A 17,255-nucleotide genomic window follows, 5' to 3' on the forward strand; every position below is an offset into this window, starting at 1 on the left:
GACCATGTCCGGCACCAACAAAATCAGCCGGTCCACCGGAAAATTGGGTGAAGGCCAAGTATTTGATTTTACTGGTGGGCGCGGCAGGACTCGAACCGAGGGGGTGCCACTATCGGTTGGCTATTGAACCCGCGTACGGCGCTCCACCGTCGAGCTCTCTGGCTGTCTCCACCAGCAGCTGTCGGCTCTTTTCATCATTCGTCAACGAGGCAAAGCTTGCAGGATCGAGGCGATTTCGGATGTAGATATTTGCTATGGCGATTCGGAGTCGAAGGCCTGTGTCCCAGTTTCGCCGCCAGCCGATATTTGGAAGTCGGGGCAGCAGCATGTCGTTGGCCCTCCAAGGCAAATACGACTGCAATATCCTGTGGTGGATCTGATCGAAATATTTCTCGAAGATTTCTTGAGCTCCGCGATCGCCGGCTTGGATAGCCAGCGCTATTAGAAAAGAACCGAGGGTGTCGCTGTCATCGCGTTGAAGATCATTCGTGGTGTTGGTTAGGCCTGCAGCCCACGGTTTCGTCCCTGCTTGCAGCACAGCGGGTGACAGCCAACCTAGATATTCTCCAAGGCGATAAAGCGTAGAAGTGCGCTCAATACCTTCCATAATTTTTGGGTCGAGCACTAGCGATGGTCGTTGTACAAGAATTCTGAACCATTCTCGAAGTGCGCGATTGTCCGATCTGTTTGCTTCGGAGATTAGTTCGACTACAGCAACTGTGGGGAAATGCTGAAGCACCGTTTCGGCGACTTCGTAGTTCGAATGATGGAGAAATTTCCTTACTAGGGCCGCACCAACTTGGTCGTCGACCGGCGCTGCCTGAATGAACTTAGAGAGGGACGCGGAATCGAGTTCCAAGATCTCATCCGTATCCAACAGCTCGGGTCGACTTTCGAGCATCCGTCGCCGGACCTTTGGGAAATTTCTGGTGACCGCCCAGAAGTTCGACGCTGGAATAAGACCAAGCACTATGCCTGTAATGGAAAGTGCTAAGTTGCCGTCTTCAGAGACGGCGTACTCGGCCAGACCGAGCATCTTGTCAGCTTCTTCAGGCCAAAAATTAACGAGGCGGCCGATGCCTTCTGTACTTGGAAGCGGAAATGCTTGGCCTCTGTCTTCCTTCAAGAGAAACGAAAGGACGTCAAGTTGGTACTTCGGTAGAACTTCGCCATCTACGACGGATCGTTTCAGCGTAGGAGCGTCATCTCTGGTGGTAAACCAATTAGAAATTGACCGCACGAGATCGGTGTCAGAATGATTTCCGGCAGACTGCAGTCCTGCTACGAATATCTCGCAGAGAGGCCTGAAGGAGCCGCGTTGCTTTTTAACGTCTTTGCCGAAGCGCCAAAGGAAGCGGCGTAACTCGTGAGCGGGGCCGCTTAGGTCCATGGCTGCCGCATCAAGCCATGTCGGCACTTCCTCCGGGTAAGACGAAGAGAGCTTTGAGCTTGCAGAAAGAGGCCATTGGAGCCGAAGGTCAAATGGTGAGCGAACCACGCCGACGTCGTCAGCGGCGGCCGTCTGAAATCGAAAATTTCGCCTCAACCTTGGCCATTGTTGAGACCATATGGCGAAAATTTCGTCTTCAAGATCGCCGGGCTTTTCGATCCCGATTGCGCCTTCTTCAGAACCATAGAGGTTGTCGAGTATTGCTACTATTGGTCGCTCAATTGGAATTGAAGAGTAATCCCGACGCCCGACAGCCGAAGTAACCACCCCTGAATCGACTGGCTGTTCATAGAAGGCTAGGTCGTGCGGACGCTGTGGGCGGCGTGCGAGTTCTCGGAGCTGCGAGAGATCGTTTACGTATTCAAACAGCGAGGTCTCGACCAGCAGGGCATGTGTCCATACGCATCCAGGTCGGGACATTTCTGGCGCCGGCCACGTCCTCATCAGCGCGTAACGGTCCAATTTCGGAAACGGGAAGCCGGTCCAGTACCCATCAGACGAACCAAAGCGCGCATTGGGGGCAAGATCGCTGAGCAGCGTGAGTTGGGAGGCCGATTCGGCGTCGATCTTCATTGACGACGCCAGTAGACGGTGTCCGTCTTTGTAGCCAAAAATGCAGTTGTCTATTCTCGGCATCACCGTCACTTGGTCGAAATTAGCCAGGCCAAGGGCTCCGTTATATCGTGACCACTCCTTGATGGTCCAATGATAGAAATCCGGTGACTTGGCGGTAGTTTTGCCGCCCGGTCTACAGCTTCGCTGTTATCCAGACTAACGCCCTGCGCCGATACTCCGTAAATCTGCGCGGAGAACGAATCGTCATTGGTCTGGAGGAACTGATCAACCAACGGCATGTTGGCGGCCAGCCATCCTGATGGAGTCTGCATGGTGGATGCGACGACGTCCCAGGCCGACAGAATCACGACCAATTGCCGCTTTCTTGGAGCAAAAGGCGATCGAAGCAAGTCGCTCAGTATCTGAACTATGCGTACTTGGACGGGGACTTTTTTTGGTTCCCACTCGGCTTGCACAGAGGCACTCGGATCCCTCTCGTCGCCGCTTTCGCTGACGGGAGGCATAGTGGCGCTAGGTTCTGCAGCAACCGGAGGCCGTTCGGAATCTTCCGGAGGCATCATCGAATTGAGCTCGACTATTGAAAGGCCATCCTGATTCGCGTTTGCGCTGATGAAAAGCAGGATCCCGTCGTCGGCATCGACATTCTTGCGGAAAACTTGGCGGCATCGACGGGACTCCACTTGGACGTCGAAAGCCTCCCCAGCCAAGTCCGGAAAAAAAGCGCGCCCCTTAGAGCCAGTTTGAGAATCAACAAAATGAATTGCGACATCGATGTCGCCGACTTGCGAAGTTCGTGGCACTTTCTTGAATGTCCGCCACGCTTCCGCAATTGAGTTGAGATATTTGAGGTCGCCCTCGTAGCGATCAAGCTTTAGTCGACAATCCGTCTCATCGGCTTCGATGAGGTGCCAAAGTGCGGCCAAGAAGGTCGTCTTTCCCGATGCTGGAAGGCCGATGATTACAAAGTTAGGATTCATGCTGATTGGCCTCGACGTAACAGCAGTCGATCAAATTCGTCATCAAGCTTAGGAATGACTGGAGTGGGACCGCGCGGCAGGCGGGGTGGATCGACCCAACTCTGCAAGACAGGGGCAACCCCCCAGGCTGGCTCCATTTGGCCTTTCGGATCCCTTGCCGCGGTTCGCCAATACGTGACTTTCGCAAACCGTCCGGAATAAGACCTGAAGAGCCGGTCTTCGAACTCTGATAGAGCTGTAAGAGCCTCTGCCGCAGCATCTCCGGATAGCAAGTCGACCTTGGTTGTTACCAACTGAATCTCTGCTCCGACGGAAATGCTGCCTGCGTCAGAAAAAGCTCTGATCATGCCGCGGATCGAAGCGAAGGCCTCAGCTCGAGTTTTGTCATTTCCAACCCGCTCACCATCAAGAATGAATACGACCGTCCTTGCCTTTGCTAGTTCCATGAGCGTTTTGCTCTCTGCCGGCCGATCCCGGGCGTTTCTATATACCTCGCCCGCTCGCTCGGTAATAAGGAGATCGGCGCGCTGGCTAGCAGAGCTTGAGACGAGCCCCAGATGAAAGAAGCGAAGGCCGTCTTGCGTCGATGTTCTTGCCGTATCGGGTTTGTCGGCTCGCGAGTCTGCCCTAGATGGGTAGCTTTTCTTTTCAAATCCAAGAAGAGTTTGGCTGTAGCAGAATAGCTGGCCGGCAAACGGGCCACGGAGGAAGCGCTCGTATATCTCCGTGATCAAAGTGGTCTTTCCACTTTTCCGCTCGCCAACGACGGCCACCAACGTCGCCGGCCGCCAGCGAAGCAGCTCGTCCGCCTCCTCGATCGATAGCAGGTCGCAGCGTGGGAGCCTTACCCAATCCCGATCTTCATCTCCGGGCGCCTTCGAACTCGTTTCCTCGAAGACGTCTACGTCGCTTTTTTCTTCGATGTCGGTCACGTTAGTTGTCCGAGAAGATGCTCGTAATATATCTGGGTTGCAAGTTCGAGGGGCGCGAACTCGGTGGTTGCCTTGATGCCAGTCAACTTCTCGAATGCCCCGTGCCAGGCGCCAGGACCGTCCTGCGCCTTCTTGATTGCCGTCATGACCGGGAATATGCGAGGCGGTTGATCTCCGAAGGATTTCAGCGTCCGAAGCTCGTTGGGCTCAATCCCGTCCAAAACGTCGGCTAGGCTGTACTTCCTATCCACTTCCATATTTGTGAGGCGTAGCACGCGTTCCAGCATGGCTGGAGCTGCAACCGGGCCGAGGACAGAAGCGGTGGTTAGATCGCCCAAGTCTACTGCGGCCACAACGGCGGCTGCACCTGATGAATAGGAACTGAATGGGCGGTTAAACGTGCGACTATGCTCGCCGAAGAGCCACCAGAGCATCTGGGTCTCTTCCCGCATATATTTCAACTGCTCTCTGATTGCGCCTAACGCCGTCGAAGTCTGAGTGGCGATGGCTTTGCTCGCCTCAGAAGCCTCAGTGCGAACTTTCCCCAAGTTCCCAAGCAGGCTGGGCCAATCGTTGACGGGAGATGCAGCGAGCTCCTCGGAGAGCTTCGGATGAGCATTAGCCAGTTTGAGATTGGGCTCAATGTTTTCTGGCAAGCGTGCAGCGACCGCCTCCTCCAAAAACTTGGTTTTAGCTTGATCGAGAAGCCAGTCGGACTCTGCTGCACCACGCTTGCCAGAGACGGAAGTTGTAATAAGCGCCAAAAGGGTATGGCTGTCCCCCTCGGCAACCTGAGCCTCCAGCATCGTTGTTGCCAGAACGATGCACTCCCGCTGATTGTTGACCAGGCTAAAGGCGGCGTCTTCTTGGATGAACTCGTCGCGCAGCCAAGCAAGGTCAAGATCAGGCTGCCCAAAGTATAGCTGTACGAGATCAAAGATGCGTGGAACTGTTATTCCTTTTAAGATTCGATCGGCGGGTGCCTGACGGGATGCAATGAGTGCCCCTCCGGGAGAAAGACTGGCTTGTGCGTATCTGTCGGCGAAGTTGAGCTTGGTCATTATTCCTCAGCCTTTCTCGGCTTCTTCAATCGCGCGCTTTAGATCGTCTAACTTCTTGCGCTCGTGCGCTCGCAAGAATACCCGACGAAACCGCTCGAAATCAGGCTGACTGGTATCTTCCTCTTCCAGCAGTTCGAGCCGGCCGGCAATCTCCGACTTCTTGCTGAAGGATAGCTGGTAGAAGCGAACGCCTATATCGCGCATAGCGGTCATCACTTCGACACTCGGGGCTGCCGGATTAGGGGCATCGATATTGGCTCGCTCCGTTGGTGCCGCTGGAGCAGATGTGGCATGGCTGGCCTCCCAAGGCTCTAATTCAATCCAGTGCTCAAAGACATACTTTGCCTCGCCGCCCTTGGAACGCTTCCTCGTGTCTTCTTTAGCACGAAAGCCGCCCGGAGCGGTCTGCCAGATGCGTACATGAGCCTGAACATGCAGCCGGCGTTCCGCGCCTTCGCGGTCTACGGTCACCTCAATAATATTGTATCCCGGCTCCCATGCGGCCTCGTGACGGTCTGGCTGTGTCGCGCTCGCAGTAAGTCGCACCCAGTCTCGTTCCATGATGATCCGATTGGCGTGGACGTGACCGAAGAGCTGTACGGGAGCCACGTCGTTCAGATGATCTTCAAACGACTGCTTTTGCCGGAGCCACGACAAATGGTGGTGCGCCAGAACAAAATTAGTGACGCCGGCTTCCCGTGTGATCTGCATGCTGGACGGGTCGACGAATAGATCGCCTTCCTTGTCTGCGGTGCTTGAGACGAAGGCGGTGTTTAGACCCCAAACTCGGAGAATAGAGCCGTCGTTTAAGGGCAGGTCCCTGAATGTGCGGGTACGATCGGGAGGTAGCAAGTCGCACAGAAACTGGTTCGCAAATGCGTTGTAATTGTCGAGGCTTTCATAGAGAAGGCGAGCGCCATCTTTGTCAGTGAGAAATCCTCTTATAACTGCGTCCAGTGAAATATCGGACGCGCTCTTTATGTCTTTGTGCAACGTCTGGACCATGATTTTGTCCGCGGTAGCTCGGACGACATCATGATTGCCTGGAATAACGAAAACGGAACTCATCTTCGTCTTGCAGCGGCTGCAGAGATCGGCAAGCCACTTGGTCGCAAATATGTATTCGTCTTTGTGTCCACCAAAAGCGATGTCGCCTGACACGATGATGATCGCTGGCGTACCAAGACGGGCACAGAAAGATTCTACGTCCCGCAGCAATTCATTGCGGAGGTGGAAATTGGGGTCCTGTGTAGTTTCAACCTCGGACTTGCGAAAATGGATGTCAGACAAATGGATGATCAGCACAACGCCTCCAAGTATCGTAAACACCGGTGCGCGCCAGTTGAGATAGTAACGCGTCGGTTGCAATTCAGTTTACACACGCGCAGCCAAACGCCAAGCATCCGATGGACGGACACAAACGAAATTGGGAGGTTGCCGAGCCGAAGCTCGCGGGCCGCGCAGTTCGCCTTCGGGCTGCTCCGGCGCGAAGCGTGGTGGGCCCGGCAGGACTCGAACCTGCAACCAGACCGTTATGAGCGGCCGGCTCTAACCATTGAGCTACAGGCCCCGCCGCGAGACGGCCGCTAGAGGCGGCCGGCAACGGTGCGCGGTTCGTTTACAGGGACGGAGGCGGGGGTGCAATGCTGGGTCTGGCGGATGGAAACGCCGGCGCGGCAACACCTGGTATTTTTGAAAACCCGAATTATGCGATGATGCCGTTATAGTCCTGTTTTGCCCGACGGCGCAAGCCCACCTCGCCGAGCCTTCGCCCCGCCCTCTGGCAATCGCGCCAGCGGGGGCTCGTTTTTTCGATTCCGTAACCCCTTGTGATCGTTCGATGTTTCTACTGTGCATGGGGTTGTTTTCGCACATTTTGTTGGGAGGGGTCTTCCGATCCCCTCCGATGTCGCGTCGGCGCGCTGCAGGCGCGCGGCAGTTCCACAGCGCTAGTCCACCGACACCCCGGCGAACTCCACCACCTTCCGCCACTTCTCGGTCTCGTCCGCGACCAGCTTGCCGAACTCGGCTGATGTCATCGGCTTGGGGATGCCGCCGGTCTCGGCGAGACGGGCGATCAACTTGGGGTCCTTCAGCGCTTCGTCGACGGCCTTGTTGAGGAGCTCGACGATCTCGGGCGGCGTGCCCTTCGGCGCGGAGATGCCGTAGAAGCCGACCGATTCGAAGCCGGGCAACGTCTCGGCGATCGCGGGCACGTCGGGCACGCTCGGCCAGCGCTGCGGCGAGGTGACGCCGAGCGCGCGGACATTGCCGCCTTTCGCCTGCTCCATCGCGGAGGGAAGGTTGTCGAAGATCAGCTGCACCTTGTTGGAGATGATGTCGGGGAAGGCGATCGCAGATCCCCGATAGGGCACGTGCACCATGTCGCACTTGGTCATCACCTTGAACAGCTCCGCCGACATGTGCACCGAGGTGCCGTTGCCGGACGAGGCAAAGGAGATTTTTCCGGGATTGGCCTTGCAGTAGTCGATGAACTCCTGAACCGTCTTCGCCGGGAACGCGTTGGAGACGACCAGCATGTTGGTGAGCTGCATGATGCTCGCGACCGGCACGGTGTCGCGCAGGAAGTCGAACGGCAGCTTCTTGTAGAGCGAGGTCGAGATCGCATTGTTGGGCGCGACGAACAGCAGCGTGTAGCCGTCCGGGGCTGCGTTGATGGCGGCAGCGGCCGCGATGTTGCCGCCGGAGCCGGCGCGGTTCTCGACGATGAATTGCTGGCCGAAGCGGTCCGACAGCCAGTTCGCCATAATCCGCGCCACGATGTCGACCGGGCCGCCAGCGGAGAAGCCGATGATCCAGTGCACGGGACGGTCGGGATAAGCGGCGGAGGCGGGAGGTGCGGCGCCCAACAGCGTTGAAAGGAAAACCAGCCCGAAAACACTGTTACGCAAAATTCGCAACATGACGCCTCCCATTGTTCTATTGTCGTTGGACTGCATGCTTTCACAAAATCGGGGCGCTGCCTACATCGCCGCAAGTCGATGTTGACGCGCCCCCGCCGGGACCGACCATGAGATTCGCGATCACCCTTGTTCTCGGCGCGGCGCTGCTTTCAAGCCCCGCCGCCGCTCAAACCGGAGGCAACGCCATTCCGACCACGACACCTAGCCTGACGATCAGCTTGGGCACCGCGACGCCCGGCGGCGGCTTTCCGCTCTATGGCAACGCCTTTGCGCAAGCGATGAACGCGGCCGATCCGCAAGTGATCATCGCCCCGCGCAACACCAAGGGCAGCAACGAGAACATTCCGCTCTTGGAGAAGGGCGAGCTCGATCTCGCTCTGGTCGCGGGCGAGCCGGCCTATGAAGCCTTCGCCGGCATCGGCCGTGCGCCGGTGCGATTGAAGATCCTCACCGCGATCTATTCCAACCCTGGCATGTTCGTGGTGCGCGCGGACAGTCCGTACAAGACCATCCGCGATCTCGTCGGTCAGCCCGTCGCATTCGGCGCCAAGGGCTCCGGCCTGCCGATCCTGGCGCGCTACGTGCTCGATGGTCTCGGCCTGAAGCAGGACGAGGATTTCAAGGCTGTTTATCTCGACCGCGCCGGCGACGGCCCCGCGATGGTCGAGGACGGACGTGTCGCAGCACTCTGGGGCGCCGGAATCGGCTGGCCCGGCTTTGCCGCGGTGGCATCGAGTGCGTCAGGGGCGCGCTTCATTGCACCCAGTGCCGAGGAGATCGCCCGCATCCGCGCCAAGCATGCGTTCTTGAAGCCGCTGACTGTGCCGGCCGGCAGCTACCCGAAACAGTCCGAGCCGATCGCCTCGCTCGGCTCCTGGAGTTTTGTCCTCACGCGCGAGGATCTGCCCGACGATGTCGCCTATCGCCTCGCCAAGACCCTGCATGGCGCCGAGGCGGTTTTCTGCAAGCAGCTCGCGCAGGCCTGCGAGACGACAGCGGCGAACACGGTGGCGGCCGCGCCGAAGCCGGAGCTGATCCATCCCGGCGTGATGAAGTATTTTCGCGAGATCGGCGTGGTGAAATAGCGAATGGCGAGTCGCGAATAGCGAATGGAAGCGTCCCCCATTCGCTACTTCCTATTCGCCATTCGCCAATCTCACTTCTTCACCATCGCACACGCCGGGTCCGGCGGGCCGAACGCCTTGTCGCCCGAGATCGTCGTGAGGATCTTGTAATAGTCCCACGGATATTTGCTCTCCTCCGGCGTCTTCACCTGCACCAGCCAGAGGTCGTGCACCATCAGATTGTCCTCGCGCAGTTTGCCGTTGCGGGCGAAGAAATCCTCGATCGGCTTTTCCCGCATCTTCGCGGCGACCTTGAGCGGATCGTCGGTGCCGGTCTCCTTGATGGCGTTGAGATAGTGCATCACGCTCGAATAGACGCCGGCCTGCCACATCGACGGCATCTTGTTCATCTTGGCGAAGTAGCGCTTCGACCATTCGCGGGTCTTGTCGTCCAGGTCCCAATAGAACGAGGTCGTCAGCAATAGCCCTTGCGCTGCCTGCAGGCCGAGGCCGTGGATGTCGGTGATCAGCGCCAGCAGCGCCGCCATCTGCTGGCCGCCCTTGAACACGCCGAACTCCGAGCCGGTCTTGATCTCGTTCATGTTGTTGGGGGGACCGGCGGCGATGCCGATGATCTTGGCCTTGGAGGCCTGCGCCTGCAGCACGAACGAAGAGAGGTCGGGGGTTGCCAGCGGCGGCCGCACCGAGCCCAGCACCTTGCCGCCATTGGCGGTCACGACCGCCGAGGCGTCGCGCTCCAGCGAATGGCCGAAGGCATAATCGTCGGTGATGAAGAACCAGCTGTCGCCGCCGCGCTTGACCACGGCGTCCGCGGTGCCGACCGCAAGCGCGCGGGTGTCGAACACCCACTGGATCGCATAGGGCGAGCAGAACTTGCCGTGGAAATCCGCGGTGCCGGTGGAGTGGGTGATGAACAGCCGCTTCTTCTCGTTGGCCATGTTCTGCACCGCGAGCCCGACCGCGGAGACCGGCACGTCGACGATCAGATCGACCTGGTCGACGTCGTACCAGCGCCGCGCGATCGCGCCGCCGATGTCGGCCTTGAGCTGGTGGTCGCCGACAACGATGCTGATCGGCTTGCCGAGCACGGTGCCGCCGAAATCGTCGATCGCCATCTGCGCCGCCGTCACCGAGCCCTGGCCGGTCGGCGCGGAGGCCGGGCCGTTCATGTCGGTGAGCACGCCGATCTTGACGACGTCGTCGGACACCTGCGCCGACGCTGTAGCCGGCAGCAGCGTTGCCGCCAGAAACGTCGCTGCAGAGACGGCAGCGACCGGCAGTCCAAATCTCGTTGGCGTCACGCTTGTCCTCCCCTGATCCGGCGCGTTGGCCGGTGTTGCTCCCCGGGTATGGCCCGGCTGAATTGGTTTCTTTTGCAACTATTTGGGGGCGGGCGTCAACGTCAGGCCGCGAAGCGGATTTGTCCGGCGGGCGAGGGATCGTAGCCGGTGAGCTCCTCGGCGCGCTGCAGCAGCCGCTTTTCGCTCAGAAACCGGATCAAGGCCTGCATGGCGGGGCGGAAATAGCTGCGCTGCCGCATCGCGAGGTCAAAATTCTCCCAGACCAACGGCACGAAATCGAGGCCGGCCGAGCGCGCCGCCGCACGCGTCGCGATGCCGCAATCGGCTTGTCCAGCGCGGACGATTTCGGCGAGATCCGGCCCGGTCAGGGCCGGCGTCTCGATCCGTCGCAAATCGCGCGTCGAGGCGCCGGCGCGCGTCAGCAGCACGTCGAGCAGCATCTGCGCGCCCGTGCCCTGTTGCCGCATCGCCATCCTGGCGCCGAGCGCGAGCACATCGGAGAGGCCGCGCAGCCGCTTGGGATTGCCCGGCGACAGCACGAGACCCTGCTCGCGGCGCACGAACGCGACCAGCAATGCATCATGCAGGTCCGGAGCGTCCCGCAGAGCCGTCACGCTGGCGTCAGCGGCAAGATTGCCGTCGGCGTCGAGGCTGTGGAAGTGCATTGCCACCGCCATCACCTCGTCGCGCTGGAGGCGCTCGAGCCCGCGCGCGCTGCCCTCGCTCATCGATCCCAGACCGGAGCCGGATTCGCGTAAGGCCCAATCCAGAAGTTCGTCCTGGCTGCCGCCCACCACCGGGGGCGGCTCCGCGATCAGCATGCCGGCCGGACGCGCCAGTCCGGACAGCACCCAGAGATCGAGCTCATGGCGCGGGAAGAGCCACTTTCCGGTCACCTTGGTGCAGGGGATCGCACCGGTGGTGACGAGTTCATATAGTTTGCGTTCGCCGAGCCGAAGATAGTCGGCGGCTTCGCTGGTCGTCAGGAATTCCATCCTGCATTCCTATGCAAATTCTTGCTTCTTTTTAGCGCTCGACGCAGGTCGAATTCTGCATTTCAAGTTTTGTCCGCAATGACCATGCCTGATCATCTCGCTGCTTTGCAACACATCCTCAAGCGCGATGTCTGCTTTGGTGAACGATCCTGAATCGCTCGCGTGGTGCCGGCCTTGCGGCGGTCGCGGCCGCTCGACGCATTGCCGAAATGTCCCGAGTGGAGAGCGCAATGAGCAAACGCGTCACGAGTGCGGCGTAATCGATCATCATCATGATCGCTTCATAGCCAATGGGAACCTGATCATGGCCGTCCGCCGCCTGTCCGTTGCACTCCTGCTTCTCTGCGGTCTCGCCGCGGGCGTTGCAGCGTCATCCGCGGAGGATCGCGCGATCGTCCTGGCCACGACCACATCGACGCAGGAATCCGGCCTGCTCGATTATCTGCTGCCGATCTTCCGCGACAAAACCGGCATCGATGTCAAGGTGACCGCGCGGCGCGCGGACGAGGTGCTCAATGGGGCACGAAGGGGCGAAGTCGACGTCGTGCTGATGCACGCGCGGCCGCAGGAGGAGAAATTCGTCGCCGACGGCTTTGCCGTGAAGCGCTTCGACGTGATGTACAACGACTATGTGCTGATCGGCCCGAAGAGCGATCCCGCCGGTGTGAAGGGCAAGGACATCGCGACCGCGCTGAAGGCGATCGAGGCCAAGGGCGCGCCGTTCGTGACGCGCGGCGATGGCTCGGGCACGCATGCCGCGGAGCTCGCGCTCTGGATCGTCGCCGGCATCGACATTGCCAGCGTCAAGGGCGCCTGGTACCGCGAAGCCAAGCAGGGCATGGCCTCAGCCCTCGACGCCGCGCGCACGGCGAATGCCTATGTGCTGTCCGACCGCGGTAGCTGGATCACCTTCAAGGAGCGCGGCGACCTCGACATCGTCGTCGAAGGCGACAAGCGGCTGCTCAATCAGTACGGCGTGATGCTGGCGAACCCCGCGAAGTTTCCGAACGTGAAGAAAGAACCGGGGCAGACCTTCGTCGACTGGCTGATCTCGCCCGAAGGGCAGGCGGCGATCGCCGGCTACAAGGTCGACGGCCAACAGCTGTTCTTCCCCAACGCGGACAAGTCGGGCGGCTGACGTTCGCATCGCCGGCGGTTGCCAAACCAGGCGATGCATGGTCCACCATGGTGCATGACCCAGCGCCTGCCGCCATCGCTGACGCCGCTCGACACCGCGCTCGCGGCGTTGCTGAAAGGGCTTGATCCGCTCGCGCCGGTGGTGTTGCCGCTGGCTGAAGCGGCCGGCTGCATCGCGGCGGGTACGGCGCTGCTTGCGGCCCATCCGCCTCGCGACGTCGCTGCCGCGGACGGCTGGGCATTGTGCGCCAATGATCTGGTCGGCGCGTCCTCCTATTCACCGCTGCTTCTGACAATCGCGCCGGCCTGGGTCGATGCGGGCGACGCGATGCCGGCGGGATGCGACTGTGTGCTCGATGCCGACACCGTCGAGGTGTCTGGTCCGCTCGCCCAGGTGCTGGCTGAGGGCGTGCCGGGGCAGGGCGTCAGGCGCGCTGGAAGTGACATCGACGGACGCACGCCTGCCGCGCCGGAAGGCTATCCGGTCAGTCCTGCCGCTCTGCTGCTCGCGCGCGCGGCCGGTGTTGAAAAGCTGAGCGTACGCCGTCCGCGGCTGCGCATTGTCAATGTATCGGGCGCAACGGTGACCATGCATCTGATTGCGGATATCGCGCGCGCCGCAGGGCTGGATGTGCAAACGCAAGAGGCTGGCGCGCGAGACGCGGTATCGATCGCGGAGGCGTTCGGCACTCCCACCTGCGATCTCCTGCTGACGGTTGGTGGCAGCGGTGTCGGCCGCCACGATGCAGCAGTCACCGCGCTGGCCCAGCGTGGTGATGTGATCGCCCATGGTCTTGCGCTTCAGCCCGGACGCACCGCCGCGGTCGGGCGGCTCGGGCGGGTTTCTGTCGTCGCCTTGCCCGGTTCGCCGGACCATGCGCTCGCGGCCTGGTTCGCGCTCGTGCTCCCGCTCGTCGATCGTCTGTCGGCGCGGCTGCCGCGTCGACAGACGACCCTGCCGCTCGCACGAAAAATCACATCCAGCGTCGGCATCGCTGAAATTGCCCTGCTGGCCGAGGAACATCATGCGTGGGTGCCGCTTGCGGTCAGCGAATGGCCGCTCCAGGCAATTGCACGTGCCGATGCATGGCTGCTCGTTCCCGCCGGCCACGAGGGATTTGCGGCAGGTGCGCCGGTCGATGCCTATCTGATGCGGGAATGATATGGGTTTGGCATGACGACGATCCCGCAGTCGCAAGTCCGCAGCGCGCTCGAACAGGAGCAGTTCCTCAAGATCCTTTCTCGCGAGGAGGCGTTGGCACGCTTCGAGGCCGCGCTGTTCCCGCGCGCGATCCCGAGCGAATCCCGCAAGCTTGCCGATGCGCTCGGTTCGGCGCTCGCTGAAGACATCACTGCGCCGATCGACGTGCCGCCGTTCGACCGGTCCAATGTCGACGGTTTTGCGGTGCGCTCGGCGGACCTTACAGCCGCTGGCGAGGGCGCACCGGTTCGCCTCCGGCTGAACGGCGAGACCATTCACTGCGGCACCGCACCGGCGCTGCAAGTGGCGGCGGGAAGCGCAACGCCGATCGCGACCGGGGGTCCGCTGCCGCGCGGCGCCGATGCCGTGGTCATGGTCGAGCACACCCAACCGGCCGGCCCCGACGCGATCGAAGTCCGTCGCGCTGCGTCGCCCGGCCAATTCATATCCTATGCAGGATCCGACATCGCGCGCGGCGAGGCGCTGCTGCGGGCCGGCACGCTCATCGGCTCGCGCGAGATCGGCATGCTGGCGGCCTGCGGCATTGCAGACGTGACTGTCGCGCGAAAACCGCGCGTTGCAGTCATCTCCACCGGCGACGAATTGGTTCAGCCTGGCGAGTTGCTCGCACCCGCTGCTATCTACGACACCAACGGCGCCATCGTCGCTGCCGCGATCGACGAGAACGGCGGCGAGGCGTTTTTCCTCGGCGCCATTCCTGACGATGAAGCCAAGCTCGAAGCCGCCATGCGCCGCGCGCTTGCGGATTCCGACATGCTGGTGCTCTCGGGTGGCACTTCAAAAGGCGCGGGCGATCTCTCTCACCGCATCATCGACCGGCTCGGCGAGCCCGGCATCATCGCGCATGGCGTTGCGCTCAAGCCCGGCAAACCGTTGTGTCTTGCGGTGTGCGATGGCAAGCCGGTGGTGATCCTGCCGGGTTTTCCGACCTCGGCGATGTTCACCTTCCACGACATGATCGTGCCGGTGCTGCGCAGGATGGCCGGACTGCCGCCGCGCTCCGACGCCAAGGTCAGCGCGACCGTGCCGGTGCGAATTGCTTCGGAGCTTGGCCGTACCGAATTCGTCATGGTCTCGCTGGTCGAGGGCAAGGACGGCCTGATCGCTTATCCCTCCGGCAAGGGGTCCGGCGCGATCACGTCGTTCTCGCAGGCCGACGGCTTTCTGCGCATCGACGCGCTTGCCGACCAGATGCCGGCAGGGACCGAAGCCGAGGTGACGCTGTTCACGCCGCATGTGCGGGTACCCGATCTCGTCATCGTCGGCAGCCATTGCACTGGCCTCGATCTCGTCACCGCGCAACTCGCCCATGCCGGCCTCACCGTGCGTTCGATCGCGGTCGGCAGTCTCGGTGGGCTCGCGGCGGCGAAACGCGGCGAATGCGATCTGGCGCCGATCCATCTGTTCGACGACAAGAGCGAGACCTACAACACGCCCTACCTCGTCGAGGGACTGGAGCTCGTCCCGGGCTGGCGGCGAATGCAGGGCATTGTCTTCCGCAAGGGCGACAAGCGTTTCGAAGGCCAGGACGCGAAGGACGCGGTCGTCGCCGCGCTCGCCGATTCCGCCTGCATCATGGTCAACCGCAACCAGGGCGCCGGCACGCGCATCCTGATCGACCGGCTGCTTGGTGGTGCGCGCCCGGAAGGCTATTGGAACCAGCCGCGCTCGCACAACGCAGTGGCTGCCGCCATCGCGCAGGGCCGCGCCGACTGGGGCATGACCATTGCGCCGGTCGCCCATGCGGTCGGCCTCGGTTTCATTCCGCTCGCGGAAGAGCATTATGATTTTGCGCTGGTGACGGCGCGCAAAGACCGCCCGGCGGTGCGGGCTTTTCTCGATGCGCTCGGCTCGGACGAGGCCCGCGCTGCGCTGGAGCGGTCCGGATTTCGGCCGGCCTAGACGACCGGCGATGCGGCGTTCGCCACCGCCGTTCAACAGGGACAGTCCAGTGAACGGCCTTGGCTGCCTCAAGTCGCAACTTTATTGAGACGTTGCGTCCAGCGCGGCCAGCCGCTCGGCTTCCGCGATATCCTCGACCGTGTTGGCATTGAAGAACGGATCGAGCGGCTCGGTCGGCCACGTCACTGTCGCGAGCGGGTAGCGCGCGGTCCAGCGATCGATCTTGCGGAGATCCTCGACGACCAGCGCGTGACGCAGCTCGCCGCGCAAGCCAACGCGCCACAAGCCTATCACCGGATGCGACTGCTCGCCTGATGCGGCGACCGCGAGCTGCGCGCTCTCCCGTTCTCGCGCTTCGTGCAGGCGCGCCACGAGATCGCGCGGCAGGAACGGGCAGTCGCCGGCGGCGCTGAGCACCCACTCGACGTCCGGCCGATTCGCCGCGGTCCAGTCGAGCGCGGCGAGGATGCCGGCGAGCGGGCCGGGAAAGCCGGGGACATCGTCGGCTATGACCTGCAAGCCGAACGCGGCGAAACGCGCGGGATCGCCATTGGCGTTGAGGATCAGTCCGCTGCACTGGGGCGAAAGGCGCGCGATCACGCGCTCCAGAATGGTGCGGCCGCCGATGGTGCGCATCGGCTTGTCGCCGCCCCCCATGCGCCGTGCCAGGCCGCCTGCGAGCAGCACGCCTTGGGTGGTCGGAAAGCTAGTCGTCACCACCTTCACCCTTGCGCTTGTGCCTGGCCGACTCCTCCTCGACGTAAGCGAGGTTCTGGTCGTAGACGATGCGCTCCTCGCCCGCGAGTGCGATGAAGCGCTTTCCGCGCGCGCGCCCGACCAGCGTCAAGCCCACCTGCCGGGCGAGATCGACGCCCCAGGCGGTGAAGCCGGAGCGCGACACCAGGATCGGAATCCCCATCCGCACCGTCTTGATCACCATCTCCGAGGTGAGGCGTCCCGTGGTGTAGAGGATCTTGTCGGAGGCATCGACGCCGTGGCGGTACATCCAGCCCGCGATCTTGTCGACGGCGTTGTGGCGGCCGACGTCCTCGGTATAGCAGAGCGGTTCTCCCTCTCTACACAGCACGCAGCCGTGGATCGCGCCGGCCTCCAGATAGAGCGAGGGCATGGTGTTGATGGTTTGCGTCATCTGGTAGAGCCAGGAGGTGCGCAGCTCGGCCTTCGGCAGCGCGACGCTCTCGACCGCTTCGAGAAGGTCGCCGAAGGCGGTGCCCTGCGCGCAGCCCGAAGTCTGCGTGCGTTTCTTCAGCTTGGCTTCGAAATTGGTGTGGTGTTCGGTGCGCACCACGACCACCTGGAGGTCGTCGTCGTATTCGACCTCGGTGACCGCGTCACTATATTTCAGCATGTTCTGGTTGAGCAAATAGCCCAGTGCCAGATATTCCGGATAGTCGCCGATCGTCATCATGGTGACGATTTCCTGCGCATTCAGGTAGAGCGTCAGCGGCCGCTCCACCGGTACCTTGATCGTGACTTTTGCGCCGCTCTGGTCGGTCCCGGTCACGCTCTCGGTCAGGCGCGGGTCTTCGGGGGTCGGTGCGATCAGGGGCACCGGGGCTTTGTCGATCTTCATCATGGCCGCGACGTTAGCATGACATTCGGGTCAAGCCGATATAAGCATGCTCACAATGACGGACCAGGCGGTTCCAGCCGCGTGATACGGCTGGGGGGG

14 protein-coding genes and 1 tRNA gene are annotated in these 17,255 nt (G+C 61.5%); 4 read left to right on the forward strand and 11 right to left on the reverse strand.

Annotated elements, in window-relative coordinates:
• Positions 1 to 109 precede the first annotated feature (109 nt).
• The 7 genes from IVB31_RS09305 to IVB31_RS09335 all read right to left on the reverse strand — a co-directional run bounded on the left by IVB31_RS09305 (position 110) and on the right by IVB31_RS09335 (position 7,920).
• Entirely contained in the window at positions 110 to 2,086 is a 1,977-nt protein-coding gene (locus IVB31_RS09305; RefSeq protein WP_256464302.1) for a hypothetical protein, read from the reverse strand.
• A gap of 5 nt (positions 2,087 to 2,091) precedes the next feature.
• On the reverse strand, positions 2,092 to 3,003 hold the full coding sequence (locus tag IVB31_RS09310; RefSeq protein WP_247321047.1) for a hypothetical protein: 912 nt from the start codon (positions 3,001 to 3,003) through the stop codon (positions 2,092 to 2,094).
• Positions 3,000 to 3,935, reverse strand: a complete 936-nt coding sequence (locus IVB31_RS09315) for a hypothetical protein (protein ID WP_247321048.1) — start codon at positions 3,933 to 3,935, stop codon at positions 3,000 to 3,002. Before IVB31_RS09315 ends, IVB31_RS09310 begins: the two co-directional genes overlap by 4 nt.
• Positions 3,932 to 4,996, reverse strand: coding sequence for a GTPase-associated system all-helical protein GASH (locus IVB31_RS09320; RefSeq protein WP_247321050.1), 1,065 nt, complete (start codon positions 4,994 to 4,996; stop codon positions 3,932 to 3,934). Before IVB31_RS09320 ends, IVB31_RS09315 begins: the two co-directional genes overlap by 4 nt.
• A 6-nt stretch (positions 4,997 to 5,002) precedes the next feature.
• A complete protein-coding gene (locus IVB31_RS09325) occupies positions 5,003 to 6,301 on the reverse strand; it encodes a metallophosphoesterase (protein WP_247321052.1) in 1,299 nt (432 codons plus the stop codon).
• Between the two features lie 189 nt (positions 6,302 to 6,490).
• Positions 6,491 to 6,566, reverse strand: a tRNA-Ile gene (locus IVB31_RS09330).
• A 379-nt stretch (positions 6,567 to 6,945) separates the two neighbouring features.
• The gene (locus IVB31_RS09335; protein WP_247321054.1) at positions 6,946 to 7,920 is read right to left on the reverse strand and encodes a tripartite tricarboxylate transporter substrate binding protein; all 975 of its coding nucleotides are present in this window, start codon (positions 7,918 to 7,920) and stop codon (positions 6,946 to 6,948) included.
• Positions 7,921 to 8,027: 107 nt separating this feature from the next.
• On the opposite strand from IVB31_RS09335, the gene IVB31_RS09340 reads away from it, so the two are divergent.
• Positions 8,028 to 9,005, forward strand: coding sequence for a TAXI family TRAP transporter solute-binding subunit (locus IVB31_RS09340; RefSeq protein ID WP_247321056.1), 978 nt, complete (start codon positions 8,028 to 8,030; stop codon positions 9,003 to 9,005).
• A 71-nt stretch (positions 9,006 to 9,076) separates the two neighbouring features.
• Here the strand turns inward: IVB31_RS09340 and IVB31_RS09345 are convergent, their stop codons facing one another.
• Together IVB31_RS09345 and IVB31_RS09350 are read right to left on the reverse strand one after the other, a co-directional pair.
• Positions 9,077 to 10,306: an ABC transporter substrate-binding protein gene (locus IVB31_RS09345; protein WP_247321058.1), complete on the reverse strand. Its 1,230-nt coding sequence runs from the start codon at positions 10,304 to 10,306 to the stop codon at positions 9,077 to 9,079.
• Between the two features lie 101 nt (positions 10,307 to 10,407).
• On the reverse strand, positions 10,408 to 11,301 hold the full coding sequence (locus IVB31_RS09350; protein ID WP_247321060.1) for a helix-turn-helix transcriptional regulator: 894 nt from the start codon (positions 11,299 to 11,301) through the stop codon (positions 10,408 to 10,410).
• 304 nt (positions 11,302 to 11,605) lie between these two features.
• Between IVB31_RS09350 and IVB31_RS09355 the strand changes: the two genes are divergently transcribed.
• The 3 genes from IVB31_RS09355 to IVB31_RS09365 are packed head-to-tail and all read left to right on the forward strand — an operon-like array spanning position 11,606 to position 15,562.
• Positions 11,606 to 12,439: a substrate-binding domain-containing protein gene (locus IVB31_RS09355; protein WP_247321062.1), complete on the forward strand. Its 834-nt coding sequence runs from the start codon at positions 11,606 to 11,608 to the stop codon at positions 12,437 to 12,439.
• Positions 12,440 to 12,493: 54 nt separating this feature from the next.
• Positions 12,494 to 13,600 carry a molybdopterin-binding protein gene (locus IVB31_RS09360; protein WP_247321064.1) on the forward strand — a complete coding sequence of 369 codons (1,107 nt, stop codon included), beginning with the start codon at positions 12,494 to 12,496 and terminating at the stop codon, positions 13,598 to 13,600.
• A gap of 12 nt (positions 13,601 to 13,612) precedes the next feature.
• Entirely contained in the window at positions 13,613 to 15,562 is a 1,950-nt protein-coding gene (locus tag IVB31_RS09365; RefSeq protein ID WP_247321066.1) for a molybdopterin biosynthesis protein, read from the forward strand.
• 81 nt (positions 15,563 to 15,643) lie between these two features.
• Here IVB31_RS09365 and mobA read toward each other — a convergent pair whose 3' ends face one another.
• A complete protein-coding gene (mobA, locus tag IVB31_RS09370; RefSeq protein WP_247321068.1) occupies positions 15,644 to 16,282 on the reverse strand; it encodes a molybdenum cofactor guanylyltransferase MobA in 639 nt (212 codons plus the stop codon).
• A complete protein-coding gene (gene fdhD / locus IVB31_RS09375) occupies positions 16,269 to 17,159 on the reverse strand; it encodes a formate dehydrogenase accessory sulfurtransferase FdhD (protein WP_247321070.1) in 891 nt (296 codons plus the stop codon). Before fdhD ends, mobA begins: the two co-directional genes overlap by 14 nt.
• Positions 17,160 to 17,255: the final 96 nt, after the last annotated feature.

This window comes from Bradyrhizobium sp. 21, from assembly GCF_023073335.1.
GTDB lineage: Bacteria > Pseudomonadota > Alphaproteobacteria > Rhizobiales > Xanthobacteraceae > Bradyrhizobium.